This window comes from Enterococcus sp. E5-37, from assembly GCF_035726925.1.
Lineage (GTDB): Bacteria > Bacillota > Bacilli > Lactobacillales > Enterococcaceae > Enterococcus_B > Enterococcus_B faecium.
Map to the genome: position 1 here is coordinate 1 of NZ_JAPMLG010000002.1, position 16,001 is coordinate 16,001.

General features: G+C 37.1%; 15 protein-coding genes, 1 rRNA gene, 1 other RNA gene and 1 pseudogene. 5 read left to right on the plus strand and 13 right to left on the minus strand.

Features of this window, described 5'->3' with window-relative positions; all coding sequences use genetic code 11:
• From OS138_RS01565 to OS138_RS01575, 3 genes are all read right to left on the minus strand, one after another.
• Window positions 1-1,040 (minus strand): 16S ribosomal RNA (locus OS138_RS01565); the annotation flags it as partial.
• Between the two features lie 698 nt (window positions 1,041-1,738).
• Complete coding sequence (locus OS138_RS01570) at window positions 1,739-2,101, minus strand: hypothetical protein (RefSeq protein ID WP_002287172.1); 363 nt, start codon at window positions 2,099-2,101, stop codon at window positions 1,739-1,741.
• Between the two features lie 73 nt (window positions 2,102-2,174).
• Entirely contained in the window at window positions 2,175-2,555 is a 381-nt protein-coding gene (locus OS138_RS01575) for a CvfD/Ygs/GSP13 family RNA-binding post-transcriptional regulator (protein WP_002287231.1), read from the minus strand.
• A gap of 81 nt (window positions 2,556-2,636) precedes the next feature.
• Between OS138_RS01575 and OS138_RS01580 the strand changes: the two genes are divergently transcribed.
• On the plus strand, window positions 2,637-3,812 hold the full coding sequence (locus OS138_RS01580; RefSeq protein WP_002296072.1) for a MalY/PatB family protein: 1,176 nt from the start codon (window positions 2,637-2,639) through the stop codon (window positions 3,810-3,812).
• A gap of 76 nt (window positions 3,813-3,888) precedes the next feature.
• On the opposite strand, the gene OS138_RS01585 is transcribed toward OS138_RS01580, so the two are convergent.
• Window positions 3,889-4,473 carry a peptidylprolyl isomerase gene (locus OS138_RS01585; protein ID WP_002287167.1) on the minus strand — a complete coding sequence of 195 codons (585 nt, stop codon included), beginning with the start codon at window positions 4,471-4,473 and terminating at the stop codon, window positions 3,889-3,891.
• Between the two features lie 200 nt (window positions 4,474-4,673).
• Between OS138_RS01585 and OS138_RS01590 the strand changes: the two genes are divergently transcribed.
• Window positions 4,674-5,672, plus strand: a complete 999-nt coding sequence (locus OS138_RS01590) for an NAD(P)/FAD-dependent oxidoreductase (protein WP_002296073.1) — start codon at window positions 4,674-4,676, stop codon at window positions 5,670-5,672.
• A 111-nt stretch (window positions 5,673-5,783) separates the two neighbouring features.
• Window positions 5,784-6,293, plus strand: a complete 510-nt coding sequence (locus OS138_RS01595) for a phosphatidylglycerophosphatase A family protein (RefSeq protein WP_002287163.1) — start codon at window positions 5,784-5,786, stop codon at window positions 6,291-6,293.
• A 29-nt stretch (window positions 6,294-6,322) separates the two neighbouring features.
• Here OS138_RS01595 and OS138_RS01600 read toward each other — a convergent pair whose 3' ends face one another.
• The 6 genes from OS138_RS01600 to tadA all read right to left on the minus strand — a co-directional run bounded on the left by OS138_RS01600 (window position 6,323) and on the right by tadA (window position 10,687).
• Window positions 6,323-6,982 (minus strand): TIGR01906 family membrane protein, encoded by a 660-nt coding sequence (locus OS138_RS01600; protein WP_002317806.1) that lies wholly within the window; start codon window positions 6,980-6,982, stop codon window positions 6,323-6,325.
• 1 nt (window position 6,983) lies between these two features.
• A complete protein-coding gene (locus tag OS138_RS01605; RefSeq protein ID WP_002287159.1) occupies window positions 6,984-7,748 on the minus strand; it encodes a TIGR01457 family HAD-type hydrolase in 765 nt (254 codons plus the stop codon).
• Window positions 7,749-7,755: 7 nt separating this feature from the next.
• Window positions 7,756-8,433 carry a YutD family protein gene (locus OS138_RS01610; RefSeq protein WP_127821274.1) on the minus strand — a complete coding sequence of 226 codons (678 nt, stop codon included), beginning with the start codon at window positions 8,431-8,433 and terminating at the stop codon, window positions 7,756-7,758.
• A 36-nt stretch (window positions 8,434-8,469) separates the two neighbouring features.
• Window positions 8,470-9,855 carry a bifunctional metallophosphatase/5'-nucleotidase gene (locus tag OS138_RS01615; protein ID WP_002307275.1) on the minus strand — a complete coding sequence of 462 codons (1,386 nt, stop codon included), beginning with the start codon at window positions 9,853-9,855 and terminating at the stop codon, window positions 8,470-8,472.
• Between the two features lie 208 nt (window positions 9,856-10,063).
• Window positions 10,064-10,150: signal recognition particle sRNA small type (gene ffs / locus OS138_RS01620), an RNA gene on the minus strand.
• A gap of 21 nt (window positions 10,151-10,171) precedes the next feature.
• Window positions 10,172-10,687 carry a tRNA adenosine(34) deaminase TadA gene (gene tadA / locus OS138_RS01625; RefSeq protein WP_002298962.1) on the minus strand — a complete coding sequence of 172 codons (516 nt, stop codon included), beginning with the start codon at window positions 10,685-10,687 and terminating at the stop codon, window positions 10,172-10,174.
• Window positions 10,688-10,793: 106 nt separating this feature from the next.
• Between tadA and OS138_RS01630 the strand changes: the two genes are divergently transcribed.
• Window positions 10,794-11,651 (plus strand): helix-turn-helix domain-containing protein, encoded by an 858-nt coding sequence (locus OS138_RS01630; RefSeq protein ID WP_002298960.1) that lies wholly within the window; start codon window positions 10,794-10,796, stop codon window positions 11,649-11,651.
• Between the two features lie 80 nt (window positions 11,652-11,731).
• Here OS138_RS01630 and OS138_RS01635 read toward each other — a convergent pair whose 3' ends face one another.
• From OS138_RS01635 to OS138_RS01645, 3 genes and pseudogenes are all read right to left on the minus strand, one after another.
• Complete coding sequence (locus OS138_RS01635; protein ID WP_002287147.1) at window positions 11,732-12,067, minus strand: hypothetical protein; 336 nt, start codon at window positions 12,065-12,067, stop codon at window positions 11,732-11,734.
• Window positions 12,068-12,133: 66 nt separating this feature from the next.
• A complete protein-coding gene (locus OS138_RS01640; RefSeq protein WP_325069602.1) occupies window positions 12,134-13,504 on the minus strand; it encodes an RsmF rRNA methyltransferase first C-terminal domain-containing protein in 1,371 nt (456 codons plus the stop codon).
• 77 nt (window positions 13,505-13,581) lie between these two features.
• Window positions 13,582-14,115: pseudogene (locus OS138_RS01645) on the minus strand (TetR/AcrR family transcriptional regulator).
• A gap of 309 nt (window positions 14,116-14,424) precedes the next feature.
• On the opposite strand from OS138_RS01645, the gene OS138_RS01650 reads away from it, so the two are divergent.
• Complete coding sequence (locus OS138_RS01650; RefSeq protein WP_325069603.1) at window positions 14,425-15,906, plus strand: helix-turn-helix domain-containing protein; 1,482 nt, start codon at window positions 14,425-14,427, stop codon at window positions 15,904-15,906.
• Window positions 15,907-16,001: the final 95 nt, after the last annotated feature.

Here is a 16,001-nt window from a genome sequence, read left to right on the forward strand (position 1 = left end):
CTCTATCTCTAGAGTGGTCAAAGGATGTCAAGACCTGGTAAGGTTCTTCGCGTTGCTTCGAATTAAACCACATGCTCCACCGCTTGTGCGGGCCCCCGTCAATTCCTTTGAGTTTCAACCTTGCGGTCGTACTCCCCAGGCGGAGTGCTTAATGCGTTAGCTGCAGCACTGAAGGGCGGAAACCCTCCAACACTTAGCACTCATCGTTTACGGCGTGGACTACCAGGGTATCTAATCCTGTTTGCTCCCCACGCTTTCGAGCCTCAGCGTCAGTTACAGACCAGAGAGCCGCCTTCGCCACTGGTGTTCCTCCATATATCTACGCATTTCACCGCTACACATGGAATTCCACTCTCCTCTTCTGCACTCAAGTCTCCCAGTTTCCAATGACCCTCCCCGGTTGAGCCGGGGGCTTTCACATCAGACTTAAGAAACCGCCTGCGCTCGCTTTACGCCCAATAAATCCGGACAACGCTTGCCACCTACGTATTACCGCGGCTGCTGGCACGTAGTTAGCCGTGGCTTTCTGGTTAGATACCGTCAAGGGATGAACAGTTACTCTCATCCTTGTTCTTCTCTAACAACAGAGTTTTACGATCCGAAAACCTTCTTCACTCACGCGGCGTTGCTCGGTCAGACTTTCGTCCATTGCCGAAGATTCCCTACTGCTGCCTCCCGTAGGAGTTTGGGCCGTGTCTCAGTCCCAATGTGGCCGATCACCCTCTCAGGTCGGCTATGCATCGTGGCCTTGGTGAGCCGTTACCTCACCAACTAGCTAATGCACCGCGGGTCCATCCATCAGCGACACCCGAAAGCGCCTTTCAAATCAAAACCATGCGGTTTTGATTGTTATACGGTATTAGCACCTGTTTCCAAGTGTTATCCCCTTCTGATGGGCAGGTTACCCACGTGTTACTCACCCGTTCGCCACTCCTCTTTTTCCGGTGGAGCAAGCTCCGGTGGAAAAAGAAGCGTTCGACTTGCATGTATTAGGCACGCCGCCAGCGTTCGTCCTGAGCCAGGATCAAACTCTCATAAAAAGTTCGAACAATCTTGCGATTGTTAAGCTCAATTTGTTTGCTAGCATATTGCTTGCTTGTTAAAAATGTTTGTTGCCTTGAATTGAATCAAGACGCCCTACACATTTGGTTTGTCTTACTTTGTTCAGTTTTCAAAGGTCTACTTCATCGAGAGTATTTCCCGATTCATTTTTGGCTGCCGTAGCAACTTTTATATCATATCAGAGAGACAAGTAATTGTCAACTCTTTTTTAAAAGTTTTTTTCGATTTCGTTTCTCGAAATCTTTCAGCAACTCATTTATCATAACTTATCGTTTGTTATTTGTCAAGAACTTTTTTGAAGTTTTTTTCGATAGAATCAAGCTTCACAAGTGGTCCTTTTTTAACGACTCAGTTATCTTATCATGTCATTTCTAACATGTCAACAACTATTTTTTAAATTTTTTTAGAAATGTGATATAACATCCACTTCAGAATCAACGCTGTTAAATTTATCATGTATTTCTTCCTTGGTCAACTATAAATTAAGCATTACTTTGTGAAATGATTTTTCGATCAATTATTATTATTCGTTATACAACCGTTTTTAACATATTTTGAAAATAAAATGCACTAAAAAACTATCTTTAGCAGAACATTTCATTGTATTTTTTGGACCAAACAATAAAAAAAGAAGTTTGAAAAAAATTCAAACTTCTTTGTTCGCTTAATCTGTATTTTAGAAGAAAGGCACTCCCTCTACTTCGTAAGTTCCAAGAACAGAGCGCATTTGACCTGGTTCTTCCCAAATATATCCTTCGCCTAATTCTTCTCTTTGATTCTTTTGTTCAGTTTCAAAGACAAACAACGGAACATTTTCCTCTTTAATATGTGTATTTGTCAATTCCATCAAACTAATCTTGCTAACATCGATATGAACTATTTCTTTTAAGAAATTAAGTATATTCGCTAAACCAGTCTTTCCTTCAGAAAGTTCCGCTAACGCAAATTCCAACTTGTCATCAATTGAATGGACCAAAAATTTTTTAGTACCATCCTCCAAATGCAACATAATTGTACCAGCAACTCTTTTGCTTGCCAAAATTTCCACCTCGATCAACTTGTTCTATGGCTTACATAAAAATTCTAGCACATTTTCAGAAAAAATACACTTTTTATTTCTTATTTTCTTTCCGTTCTAGTTCAGATAATGCTTCTTCTATCCAAATAGGTAACTGCTCCGCAATAGTGGTAAATCCGATCTTACGATTTTTATTCGTGAAATACCTTTTTCTGCGATATGGAACAGCTGGATTTGTTTTTTCTAACGTTCTTAAAGATAAACTGATTTTTTTGGAATATTCATCAATGTCGATGATCTGAACTGTTACTGGCTGCCCGACTTTTAACAATGAATGGATATTTTTCGTATAACCGGATTGTACTTCCGAAACATGAATAAGTCCTTGCGTCTCGTTATCAAGAGAAACGAATGCGCCATAAGGCTGTATCCCTGTCACTTTTCCTTCAATTATTTGTCCAATTTTATAAGTCATCTACTTCCCTCTCTTCGCATTTATCATTATACTGTAAATAGCTCAAAAAAAGAAGCGACGAAAATGACTGGAGGTCTTAAGATGATCGAATTTGATAAACAGATTTCAAGAAAAGATACAGAAAGTGTAAAATGGGACGCAATTGCTGAGACATATCAAATGGATGACTTACTTCCTTTGTGGGTAGCAGATATGGACTTCTTGTCTCCTGGTGGGGTAGCTAAAGCGTTTAGTGAATACATCAAACATGGAATCTTTGGTTATGCCACTCTGTCTGATAAACTATATCAGGCTATCATTCATTGGGAACGCCAACACCATGCTGTGGAGTTGACGAAAGAAAATATCGTTTTTACAAGTGGTGTGTTAACTAGTTTAGCTGCAGCAGTACAAACTTTTACAAAACCAGGCGATTCTATTTTGATTCATGACCCAGTTTATCCTCCATTTTCCTCTATTATAGAAACAAATCAACGTCACATCGTTCGAAGCTCTTTGCTAGAAAAAAATAATCATTTCATCATGGACTTGTCTGACATGGAGAAAAAAATCGAAGAAAACAATGTAAAAGCAATGATTTTATGCAATCCTCACAATCCTGGAGGGCGTGTTTGGAGCAAAGAAGAATTGAAACAGTTAAGCGAATTGTGTTTAAAACATCAAGTGATTCTGTTTAGTGACGAGATCCATCAAGATTTAACTTTATTCGATCATACATTTACTTCCATGCTAACGATTGATCCTAATTTAGATGATCTACTAGTTGCTTTTACTTCCGCAACCAAGACTTTCAATCTAGCTGCAATCAAAAATTCAATGGTATTTATCAAAAATCCAGAGATGAAAGCTGATTTTGAAAAACATTTAGTGATGAACCAACAGCACGAAATCAACACTTTTGGACTGATTGGAACCCAAGCGGCTTATGAGACGGGTGGAGAATGGTTAAGCCAACTGATTCCTTATCTAGAAAAAAATGTTCAAACAGTTAATCAGTTTTTTGAACAGTATCTTCCGAAAGTGAGAATAATGAACCCTGAAGGAACTTACTTAATGTGGTTAGATTTTACCGCCTATATTTCAGACGACCAAGAATTGGAGAACACTCTTGTTCGGAAAGGAAAAGTCGTATTAAATCCTGGCATCACGTTTGGTCCTTCCGGTCATGGGCATATGCGCTTGAATATTGCTTGTCCAGAAGAAACTTTACTGGAAGGACTTAATCGAATCAAGTATGCTTTAGAGACAATCGATTAAATCATTTATTCAAAATAAAAGGACGAGACCTTACTAGGTTTCGTCCTTTTTCATAATTACTCCGTACCATACCAAACTATTCTGAAATTTCAATTGTTTCAATCACTACATCATGTACAGGTCGGTCTTGTGGACCACGTTGTACATTTGCGATTTCATCTACTGTGTCCATCCCTTCTAGTACATGTCCAAAGACTGTATGTCGGAAATCTAGCCAAGGAGTTCCGCCACCTTTATACGCTTCAATGATTTCTGATGGGAATCCAGCACCTTCTAGTTGTCCAAGCATATTAGCTGGCACATTTGTGTTATTTACAATAAAGAATTGGCTTCCGTTTGTGTTTGGACCTGAATTTGCCATAGATAAAGCTCCGCGAAGGTTGAACAGTTCACGACTGAATTCATCTTCAAAACTTTCGCCATAAATACTTTCGCCACCCATTCCTGTTCCAGTTGGATCGCCGCCTTGGATCATGAAATCAGGAATAACGCGGTGAAAAATCACGCCATCATAATAACCTTTTTTGGAAAGTTCAATGAAATTTTGAACCGTCTTCGGTGCTAGTTCAGGGAATAATTGAACAGTAATGTCACCACGGTTTGTTTTGATAACAGCTTTTGGTCCTTTTTCACTTTTTAAATCTAGTTGTGGGAATGCCATATTGTTTCCTCCTAATATTTGCATACTTCATAATAATAATAACATAATACCTAACCTCTCGTAAAAATACTAGATTTGTTTTCTTTTATTTTTCATCACTAGATACATTCTATAACTTACCGTTTCGATTTCGAATTCAAACATTTTTGAGAAGCATTCTCAATTAAATTCTGCTATAGTGTGAAAAGGGAGGAATTTTTATGGAAATCTATGACATTACAATCATCGGTGCAGGTCCTGTAGGGATGTTTGCCGCTTTTTACGCAGGAATGCGCCAAGCTAAAACAAAAATCATTGACAGTCTACCTCAACTTGGTGGTCAATTAGCAACTTTGTATCCCGAAAAATATATTTACGATATTCCTGGGTATCCAGCAATAAAAGCAAGTGAATTAATCGATCAATTAGAAAAACAATTAACTACTTTTAACCATACATTCCATTTAAAAGAAGAAGTTCTCTCGCTTACTCGTGAAGACGAAGTTATCGAGATTACTACAAATAAAGGCATCCATTATTCCAAAGCAGTCATTTTAGCTTTAGGAAATGGTTCATTCCAGCCAAGAAAATTGAATTTAGATAATGCTGAATCATTTGAAAACCACGGATTGGATTATTTCGTGAATGATTTGATGAAGTATGCTGGAAAAAAAGTCGCTATTGCTGGAGGTGGTGATTCTGCTATCGATTGGGCGTTGATGTTAGAGCCTATTGCAAGCGAAGTTTACTTGATTCATCGTCGCCCGGAATTTCGTGCGCACGAACATAGTGTATCACGCTTGAAATCTTCATCTGTCAACTTGCTTACTCCCTATCTCATCGATGGATTATCAGGCAATAATGGGGAACTGACAGATATCCGGTTAAAAAAAGTGAAAAGTGACGAGACGATTGATTTGATGATTGATTCTCTGATCGTCAATTATGGATTCTCTTCTAATTTAGAACATCTTTCTTCTTGGGGACTTGATAGTACCAGAAATGCCATTACTGTAAAATCAGATATGTCTACTTCTATTCCAGGCGTTTATGCAGCTGGTGACATCTGTACCTATGAAGGAAAAGTGAAACTGATTGCTACTGGGCTCGGTGAAGCACCTACTGCAGTGAACAATGCTTTACACTATATTAATCCAAAGGAACGAACTCAGCCTGGTCACAGCACAAGCTTATACGATAAAAATCTTCGTCCTAGTTGATTTTTTATATCTCTTTGCATTTCAAATTAAACCCGAAAGCAGTTTCTTGCATTTTTTTCATGTTCCGTTAACATGAAATAGAGAAAGAAAAAATAAAGGGGGAGCAATAATATGGTCGTCAAAACTGAGACTTTAGAAGAAAAGGCAAGAGAACTATTGAAGGAACGTGGCGTAACTGTAGAAGATATCGCACAACTTGTCATGTTTTTACAAAAAGACTATATTTCTGATTTGACTTTGGCGGATTGTACTGAAAGTGTCAACAGCGTGCTAACAAAGCGTGAAGTACATAACGCCATTATCACTGGAATCCAATTAGATATATTAGCAGAAAAGAAAAAATTGATGAGTCCGTTGCAACATATTATCGAAGATGACGAAGGCCTTTACGGTATCGATGAGATCCTAGCCTTGTCAATCGTGAATGTTTACGGTACGATCGGCTTTACGAATTATGGTTATATCGACAAGGTGAAACCTGGTATTTTAAAAGAACTAAACAGCCACGATGGCGTTCATGTCCATACCTTCTTAGATGATATCGTCGGAGCGATCGCCGCTGCTGCTGCCAGTCGATTAGCACACAAAGAACCAGAAAAAAGAAGTCGCCTTACTCAATAATTCAACAAAAAAAGAAAGAAAACGTCTATTTAGACGAGTTCTTTCTTTTTTGTTTGTTTCAAGCTATTTTTTCCTAAGAAAAGAAAAACAGCAAAAAATAATTCTAATAATACAAAAAATAAGATAAAGCTATGCATGAAAAATTCTTCTGGAAGTACATTGATGATTGGATCAGTAACGGGATCGAATAACCAGTCATCGTTGTTGAAAAACGTTTCATGAAAAAGGATAAAAAAGCGATCAAATCCTACCATCATGAAAAAACCGAAAACAACTGGCAGTAACATGCCGATTTGAAACGGACGAATCAACCGCCAAAGCCGATCATTCTTTTGCAAATATTTGATAAACAAAATACTCGGGATCAAAGTGATGAAAAACACAGCATAATCCACTAAAAACAAAATTTTCACTTCATAAAAGTGATGGGCTCCGCTAGCAGAAACTGGGAAATCTGGCAAGCTGAGGATGGTTTTGAAGGGATTATTGAGATAATTCATTAGGTGATCAAAATTTTTCAGTAATGTCTCTTGATCTAAAGAAGTATAATCCAAAATTTGCAAATGTCCGATATCAAATACGTATAGTGGTCGAAAGTTGATCGTCACACCAACTGCCAGACTGATCAGTGTCAGAAATAGGCTGAACAATCCAGCATATTCCATCCACTGCCATCTCGAATTTTTCATATTAGAAGCTCCATTCATCCAGTGATTGTTTCACATAAGTAGCTGGGATAGGCAACCCAGGTACATCTTCTTCTTTTGTAAAACCTGATAAAACGAGCAAAGTATCTATATTATTGCGTATCCCAGCTTGGATATCTGTTTCATAGTTATCTCCAACCATGATTACTTCTTCTTTTTGCAGTCCTAATACTTCAACGGCTTTATCCATAATGATGGCTTCTGGTTTTCCGATGTAGATCGGCGGCGTTTGGGTTGCTGTCTCTACAAAAGAGATGACTGACCCTGCTCCAGGAAGAAGGCCGCGTTCAGTAGGTATATTCTTATCTGGGTTCGTTCCAATGAAAGTAGCACCTTTTTGAATAGCAAGTGTTGCTTTAACTACTTTTTCATAGGTCAGATAATTATCTAAGCCTACCACTACATAGTCAGGAGCCTCTTCTTCCCATGTAAATCCGGCAGCTAAAATCAAGTCAATCAATCCTGCTTCTCCGATAACATAGACTTTTTTCCCTTTTCCATCTGCTTTCATAAAATCGATTGTTGCCAAAGTAGCTGTGTAGACTGTCTCTGGAGCTACATGAATGTCAAACTCATCTGCTAGACGATTAGCTACTGTTTCTGGTGACTTAGTCGTGTTATTGGTAACAAACAAGAAAGGTAATTTTCTTTTTTGCAATTCTTCCACAAATCGTTTACCGGCCGGTATGGGTTGTGTCCCACGATAAATCGTTCCGTCTAAATCAATTAAATATCCTTTATAGTCCATTCATCCACTACTCTTCCCTTTTTCTTATCGTAAATGCTGTTTTTGTTTTTTCTACTTGTTTAGGTTGTTCTTGTTTTTTTACTTTTTCAGAGGTTTTTGCTGACTCTGTTTTTCGATTTTTAATAACCGGTTTTTTGCGATTAGATGCGACTGGTCCTTTTTTCTCATCGATATACGCACGATTATGGTTTTTTTTCTTTTTTCGGCGCTGATTTGTCTTTTCTTTTTTACCGCCGATTCTCTCGATGACAAAATACGCACAACCAAAATTGCAATATTCGTAAAGATAGTCTTCCAAGGAATCGATTCGCTGATCTGGATGCGCCCGTCGATTATCCGCTTGGAAAAATCCTTTTAGGCGTAGTTGTTCATAACCCCAATCTCCTACGATATAATCATATCGGGCTAGTACATCACTGTAACGTTCTCCAAGCTTTTCTGCATTAAATCCTTCACGATAATCGGACACAAGCCGATAATGTCTTTCGCCTATCAAAAAATTACTGTCATCTAACAGTGTCACTAGCTCGCCTTTGACTTTTTCTGCTTTAGGCTCCTCAACGATTTCTTCCAAAGCAGCTGTCAGTTCTTCGGTGACTGTTGTTTCCTGTTCAGCTGATGATTTTTTCTTAGCAATTTCTGTTTTATGCTCAACGTTCTGCTGTTCATTTTGTTTTGCAGACATGCGTTCACCACCTATCTTTTTTATTATACCTTGTTTTTATTTGATTGGGTAGTGAGCTTTCAAGTAATCTCCTACCACACTTCGGATAAATTCAGGGAACAAAAATTCATTTTTTCCAGCAATCTCAATCGTTGGAAAAAATGGAACAAACATCAAATGATCTACGGTAGTAAAAGTATAATTTTTATTCAGATCGATTGGCTTGTTCTTCCAAAAGACTTGATGGTTAATAGAATCATATGTGATTCCATTATAGACCATCTGCCCAAAAATCTTACCGCGAAATCCCATTCCCTTCATAGGATAGTTACGTAAAAAGTTACGATTTTTTTCTATTTCTAAAACTAAGCGAATCAGATCATTTCCACCCAATGTGACATTTAACAAGTGCATCGGATGCGGCAACGCAGTGTGAAGCTGATCCTGATTGACCCGCCCTTTTGGAATTTCAGTTAAAAACAGACCACTGTTTAATATTGCTGCTTCCGTCTTTCCTCGTTCTTTCACCGCCTCAAGGGCTACTTGGATAAACGAATGCTCATTGAAGATATCTAGACTCAGAGAAAATGGCAAATCTGCTACTTCTTTTTCTTTTAATAATTCATGCCCACGTTCTAGATAACTATTTATTTCTTGTTCATCTTCTGTAAAAGCTGTCATTGTTTCGGTAGGGATGGCTTTGGCTGAATGCTTAAGGATTTTTTTCTCTTCATCGATGGTTAAATGGACTTCACCGACATACTGCCCGTACTTTCCAGCGGCTGCTATTTGGACATCATTGATTACGTGACCTTCTCTGAATAAATGATGGGTGTGCGATCCTAAAATAACATCAATTGCTGGTATTTCTTTTGCAATTTGGAAATCATCCTGAATCCCGAGATGACTCATCAAAACTAAAACATCCACTTGTGAACGTAAATCTTCGACTAATTCTGGCAAAATATCATAAGGATTGCGTATGTCCCAGCCATTCGGATTATAAGTAAGCGGAAATGGAGCAGTAAATGCAATTAGTCCGATTTTCGTCTGGTGTTTCGTTGTAATAATTTTATATGGTTTCGTCCATGCCGGTGGCTGGAGCGTATTTTTATCGAATAAGTTATCCAGGATGATATCAAACTCAGCATGATCGTATAAATGATTCAGCTCTTCTTTGGAATTTCCTACGCCTTCATTGTTTCCTATCGTCGCTGCATCATAACCAACTTCATTCATCAGCAAGATATTTTCCTGTCCATTCGTTGCTTCTGACAATGGATGCCAACGATCCACAAAATCACCTAGATCTACTGCAATCGTTGTCGTTTTTTCTTTCTTTTCGTTTTCTCGTTTACGTTGATCCAAAAACCTTCTGATCCTTGGCCAATTTTCTAAATGAGAATGCAGATCATTCGTATGTAAAATCACTATTTTTTCCATGTACCCTCTCGCCTCTCTTTATCTTTATCATACCATAGGCAGCTTTTTCTTCCATTGAAACAAGCTCTATTTCAGAGTTTTTCCTGCCTTGAAGCAAATTGTATAAGTACAATATTCGATAAATCAGTCTGGCTAAAAAATCAGGAACATTCATTTTTACAGTACTATAAAAATAAAAAAAACAGACCCGAAAGTCTGTTGTCGTTTCATTATAATCAGACACATGGCGGAACCTGCTTAGTGCTGCTTCCTTCCAGACCTGACACGCTTCACAAGCCCACCATTGTCCTAGCCTTTCGGCAAAGAATAGTATACCTTATTTTTCATTCGTTGACCAGTCTTTTTTTAATTTCTTTTTTCGCTGGCGGAGCTTTCGGAAAAAGTCAGTCAAAATCATCCCACATTCGTCTTCTAAAATGCCACCTTCTACATATGCTTGGTGGTTAAACCGCTCGTCCTCCAAAAGATTCATCAAGGTACCGGCTGTTCCGCCTTTTGGATCATACGCACCGAAATAAACTTCTGCTACACGAGACAAAATCATCGCGCCGCTGCACATAGGACAAGGCTCTAAGGTAACAAAAAGTGTGGCATCTTCCAAGCGCCAGCTTCCCACTTTTTCACAGGCTTCCTTGATTGCAAGCATTTCTGCATGTGTAGTAGCATCTTGCGTGGTTTCTCTAAGGTTATATCCTCTTCCAACCACTTTTCCATCCAATACAACCACTGCTCCAATCGGAACTTCATGAAGCATTTCTGCTTTCTTTGCTTCTGCCAATGCAAGGCGCATCCATTTTTCTTTTTCTACTGCATCAAGATTTGTATTTACCAATTACCCTTCCCTGCCTTTGTTTTTTCTTGTTTTACTTTAGCATATGATAAAAAGGCTGTAACTAACTTTTTTTTCTATGGTAAAATAAATACAAGAGGTGAACAAGATGAAAATGGATAAATTACTTGCTCTTTACCCACAAGCACAGAAAAAAAACTCTCCAGCATCAGAAGCGGATATCCTTTCTTTTGCAATTGATGATGCTTTTATCTGGATCAAACAAGATTCATTATCTCAACAAGAAACCAGCCTTTTGAAAGCGTTATTCCCTGTAATCAACGATCAAAAAAAACACCCATGGTATCACTATCTTTTTAAAGATGCTTCTTGTGTTCAAGAAAAAAGCTTTCGTTTGATCCAGCTTCACGTCGAATCAAAAGGAGAATTCTTAAAAAAAGAATGGCAAGATACTATTTTGGAATTATTTCGCTATTCTGCTGATTTCTTTTTTTATACAGACACAGATGCGCTCTTAGTCGAACAAATAAACCGTGATTATCTTGATGCTACTGAAATCAACGGTATTTTTCTATCTTTAGATGCTGATTTTGATACGACAACGTCTGTATTCGTTGGTTCTTTCCATTCACCTGGCACCGACCTCGTCCCTTTGTTTGCTGAAGAAAGAAAAATTTTTTTAACAGAGCAAAACAATCTTTATACTCACAGCCGTACTTTTTCTATGCAAGATGTGGCTTTACATTACTATACAAAAGATACTGTAAAAGATAGTAAGTTGATCAAAAGTTACATAGAACTGATCAAACAAAATGAAATGGAAGTGATCATTCAAGAATTATGGAATGAATTAGGCAATGTCAGCTCTGCTGCAAAAACACTGTTTCTTCATCGTAATACTCTAAAATATCGAATCGAAAAATTTCAAGAACAGACTGGTTTCAATCTAAAAAAAGCCAACGATTTACTGTTTTGCTATCTTTTATTGATTCATGAACATAATTAAAGATAGATTAAAGGGGTTGTGACAATAATTTTGTCACAACCCCTTATTTCGAATGAATAGTGTTCAAAAGCTAGTTTCTCTTACATCATTTTTTCAACAAAATGCATTAGCCGATCTTTTACATCTTCGGTTGAATCTTTGATCGAATCACCATAAACAGAGATTTTCTTTTTTCCTGATTTGATTTTTGCTAACATTCCCATCAAAGAATCCAAGTCACTATCTGAAAGACCATCTACGATTTCTAGTAATTTTTCATTTCCATCAAATTTGTCATAGACGAATTTTTTTACTTTCGTCCGAGTAGTCATATGATGGATCTTTTCCATTACTTTTCCCGATACAACGACTGCTGTCGCTACACTGGCAGCGGCTGCTACGCTTAATCCGATTGTTACTTTTGTTGATGTTTTCATAAGTATCAGCTCCTTTTTATCTATCTCCATCATAGCATAGACAAAAAAATAAACGAACTAATCCACTCAGTGAAATCTCAATCCTTTAGGGAAAAAGTTCTTTACTGTTCCTTTTACTTGTTTCCCAAATCCGACAGGTATCTTATCTAATACTAGCAAAACCCATCCTTGATTCCCATCACGTTGAAATGTTTCTCCTGCTGTGTAAGATTGCCATTCCTTTTGAGTGATCGGCAAGCAAGGTATATTCTCTATCTTTTTTGTAGCAAGCGCTAATGCATAGCTAGGTTCAAATCGATTCTTTTTGAAATCTCCTAAATGCAAACCTGTACGTACGACTTTTAAACCATCAAGAGAAGGGGCTAACTCAGGAACTTCCCAAAGATGGTCGTTGAACACTAAAAGTCTTCCAGTAGCTTCATAATGAAAATCATTTGAAAACTCCGTCCAGAGTTTTTCCTGCTCTTTTGTCATTTGCACTTTACTTTTTTTTCGTGTCTTCTTTTCTTTATGCATCTGATTTTGTCCATGAAAAGTCAGCTTTGCAACAAAATGTCCTTCACCCTGATCTTTATGAGGCCATATACGTATTGTTTTTTCCAAACCAGCTACGCTTCCCCATTCAGACCGTCCTGAACTAACGGATTGAGTCAAAGGAATCTCCTCAATCGTTACTGGATAATTTTCTACAAGCCAGCTAATGATCTCTTCATTTTCTTCTGGTGCAAACGTACAAGTCGAATAAATCAGTTGTCCTTTATTTTTTAGCATTTTTATTGCTGAAGACAAAATCTCTTGCTGACGTTTTTGACAGTATAGCGGAGATTCTTCTGTCCACTCTTTTATTGCATTTGGATCTTTTCGGAACATTCCTTCTCCTGAACAAGGAGCATCAACCACGATCCGATCAAAAAAGCCCGAAAAATGAGGGACAAGTTCTGCGGGTGCATGATTTGTCACTATTGCGTTCGAAACTCCCCATCGTTCTATATTTTCTGATAAAATCTTCGCACGTTTCGGAAAGATCTCATTCGTCACTAATAACCCTTTCCCCTTCATTTGAGCAGCTAATTGGGTTGATTTACCACCGGGAGCCGCACACAAATCCAAAACTTTTTCACCGGGTTTTGCTGCAGTAGCTGTTCCAACGATCATTGCACTTGGTTCTTGGCTATATTCATACCCAGCTTGATGGAGGAAAGACTTTCCATTGACAGTGCCAAGAAATCCCTCATTGCTGTAGGGAGCGGGTTGTAATTCTTCGCTATGGTAAGTTTGGACCATGTCCAATCCTGCCGGTTTTAGTGGATTCCACCGAAATCCTTTTTTCACGCTTCCTTGTTCAAGCGCAGAAAAAAAATCGGATGCTTCTTCGCCTAAAAGAAGACGATATTTTTTGATAAATTGCTGTGGTAACGTTGTCGCTTCCTCCTTCATTCCAATGTTTCGTTAGACATTTTACAATCTTTTTTACGAAAAATAAAGGTGGCTGATCTACTTTTTCATGTTGCTGCCTAAGGTGACTGTTCCTTTAAGATATTTTCCAAGTATTCATCCGTCACCTCGTTTTTATCCCAAACAGCGTTCATCATTTCAAGAAAATCTTGAGAAGAATCATCTGAGCGCAAACTTCCCAATGCATTAAGCCATACCAATTCAAGCGACTTTTCTTCTTTGATCTTCGTGTGACCTTTGACATATGAGAAAAATGGCCGCTTAAATAGCGAATCCATGTCTAAATCAGATTTTGCAATGATTTCACGAATACTTTCATGGATAGAAAAAAATCTTTCAATAAGTAGACAATGCTTAAAACATCATCGGAACTGCATTCAGCTAAGTAGTTTTCAAAATAAACAGTGATTTCTTCTAATATCTTCTCTTTTAACGCTGATTGATTTGAAATGTGTATAAATCGGGTATGTAGAACAACCGCAGAACTCTGCTAACTCTCTTGCAGTAATTGACTTCATTCCATATTCTTCCACGTATACCATACTTTTGAACAGCAAATATTCTTTACTATAATTTGTTACTCTCCCCATCATTCTTACCTCCATCTCTTTTCATCTACCCATAAATAAATAACATAAATAATTCTAAAAATATGTTTTGATAATTATCAAAACATATTTAGTTATATCCATTAAAAATCAATTTTTTCGCCTTAAAAACAAGAATATCTTGACAAAATGCCCTAGGAAATAAACAATAGAATAAACAAGGTAACAAAAAAATTAAATAACGTTATATAAAAAAGAAGGCGACACTCTGTGAGAATAACACAGACTGAAATGACTTTCCACTCACAGTTTTTGTCTAACTATATACAAAAACAGAATAAAAAGGAGGTATTTATGCTAATTGAAGCAAGAAAAAAAGAGTTACTTGTTCTACAAATGGTCATTCAAAAAAATAATTGTTCTTTACAAGAATTATCCAATGACTTACATATTCCAAAACGGACAATCAAAGAACTGATCCGAAAAATAAATGTATCACTCAAGCAATTTTTATTGATTGATGAATTTATTTATTCTAATCATAAAGGAGAGATCCAAACCAAAGAAACCGGTCAAACTAAAAAGTTAGCTGTTTTTTCTAAGTTAAAATTATGCTACCTAAAAGAATCCAATCGTTTTAACTATTTGATGTTACTAATCAATTATCCACAAACTGCTGTACCAAAAAAATATTTACTTGAACAACTTTATATATCGCCCTCCTATCTCGAAAAACTGACAAAACAGCTCAATCATTCCTTAAAAAAATTCCATTTACGGATCCTATCTGTAAAAAATTGCTGTACTCTTGAAGGAAATGAGTTATCTATCCGTCTCTATCTTTACTTTTTTCTTTCAGATACATTTGGAGGTAACGATTGGCCATTTTCCTCACTTGAATTAAATGCACTAAAAATGAACAGTACAGATGAGCAAATAGAAAAAATTTCAAAACAAGAAAAAAATATCTACTTGCTGTTAACTTTATTCATATTACGAAACAAACAACAGGCATATTTTCCAAAAACTTCTTCTGAAATCACTGAATTGATGGACTTATTGCAGCATACACATGATTATTCAGAATACTTTACTTCTTTTTCAGTGAGTCGCCCTTGTGAAGAGACAGAAACAGAGAGGGCCTACTTTAATTATTTTTTCTATTGTTTTTTTCCAAATCAAATCTCTTTTCGACAAAAACAGGAGATTGGTTTCTTATTTTCCACAAGCAAAAACCTTATTTGTCGACAAGTCGGTCAATTGATGACTTACTTAACTCAACAGTTTCCTCTCAACCATTTAGAAAATAAAATACCAATTTATTTTTATTTTCTTGTGTTGGCAGTTGTTTTTTTCGAACTGTTGGGTGAATCCAGCAGTAGTTTTTCTACACTTTGCTTTCCAGAAGCCACGTCCAATCATTCTAGTTCTTTTATACAGGAAAAGAAATTAAGAGAAAAAATCGATACAATTTTTTCAAAAAATGGGGAAAGAAACCAAATCAGTCAATACCTTAGTCAATTGATCCAACACTTACTACAAACAGAAACGAAAGAGCAGTTACTCATCCATTTGCAGATAACCAAACAGTTTACAGGAAATTATCATCTTCAAAGCCATTTGCAGCAGTTATTTCGCAAAGATGCTGTTAAAATTACCGCATATTCAGAACATGCTGATTTGATCATTACAGATCAGCATGAGAAAATTTCAGATGAAACGGAGACTTTCTATCTGGATACAACGCACAATACAGTGTTATTTGGCGAGTTAATAAAAGCGGTTCATGAACTGTATATGAAAAAAAGTTATGAGAACAAAACAAAGAGGATGTGACAAAATTCTTGTCACATCCTCTTATTCCAAATAAATGGTATTCAATCAGCTAACTCTCGGTATTAGCTCAGATCAAAGCGCTGATTTCACAACTT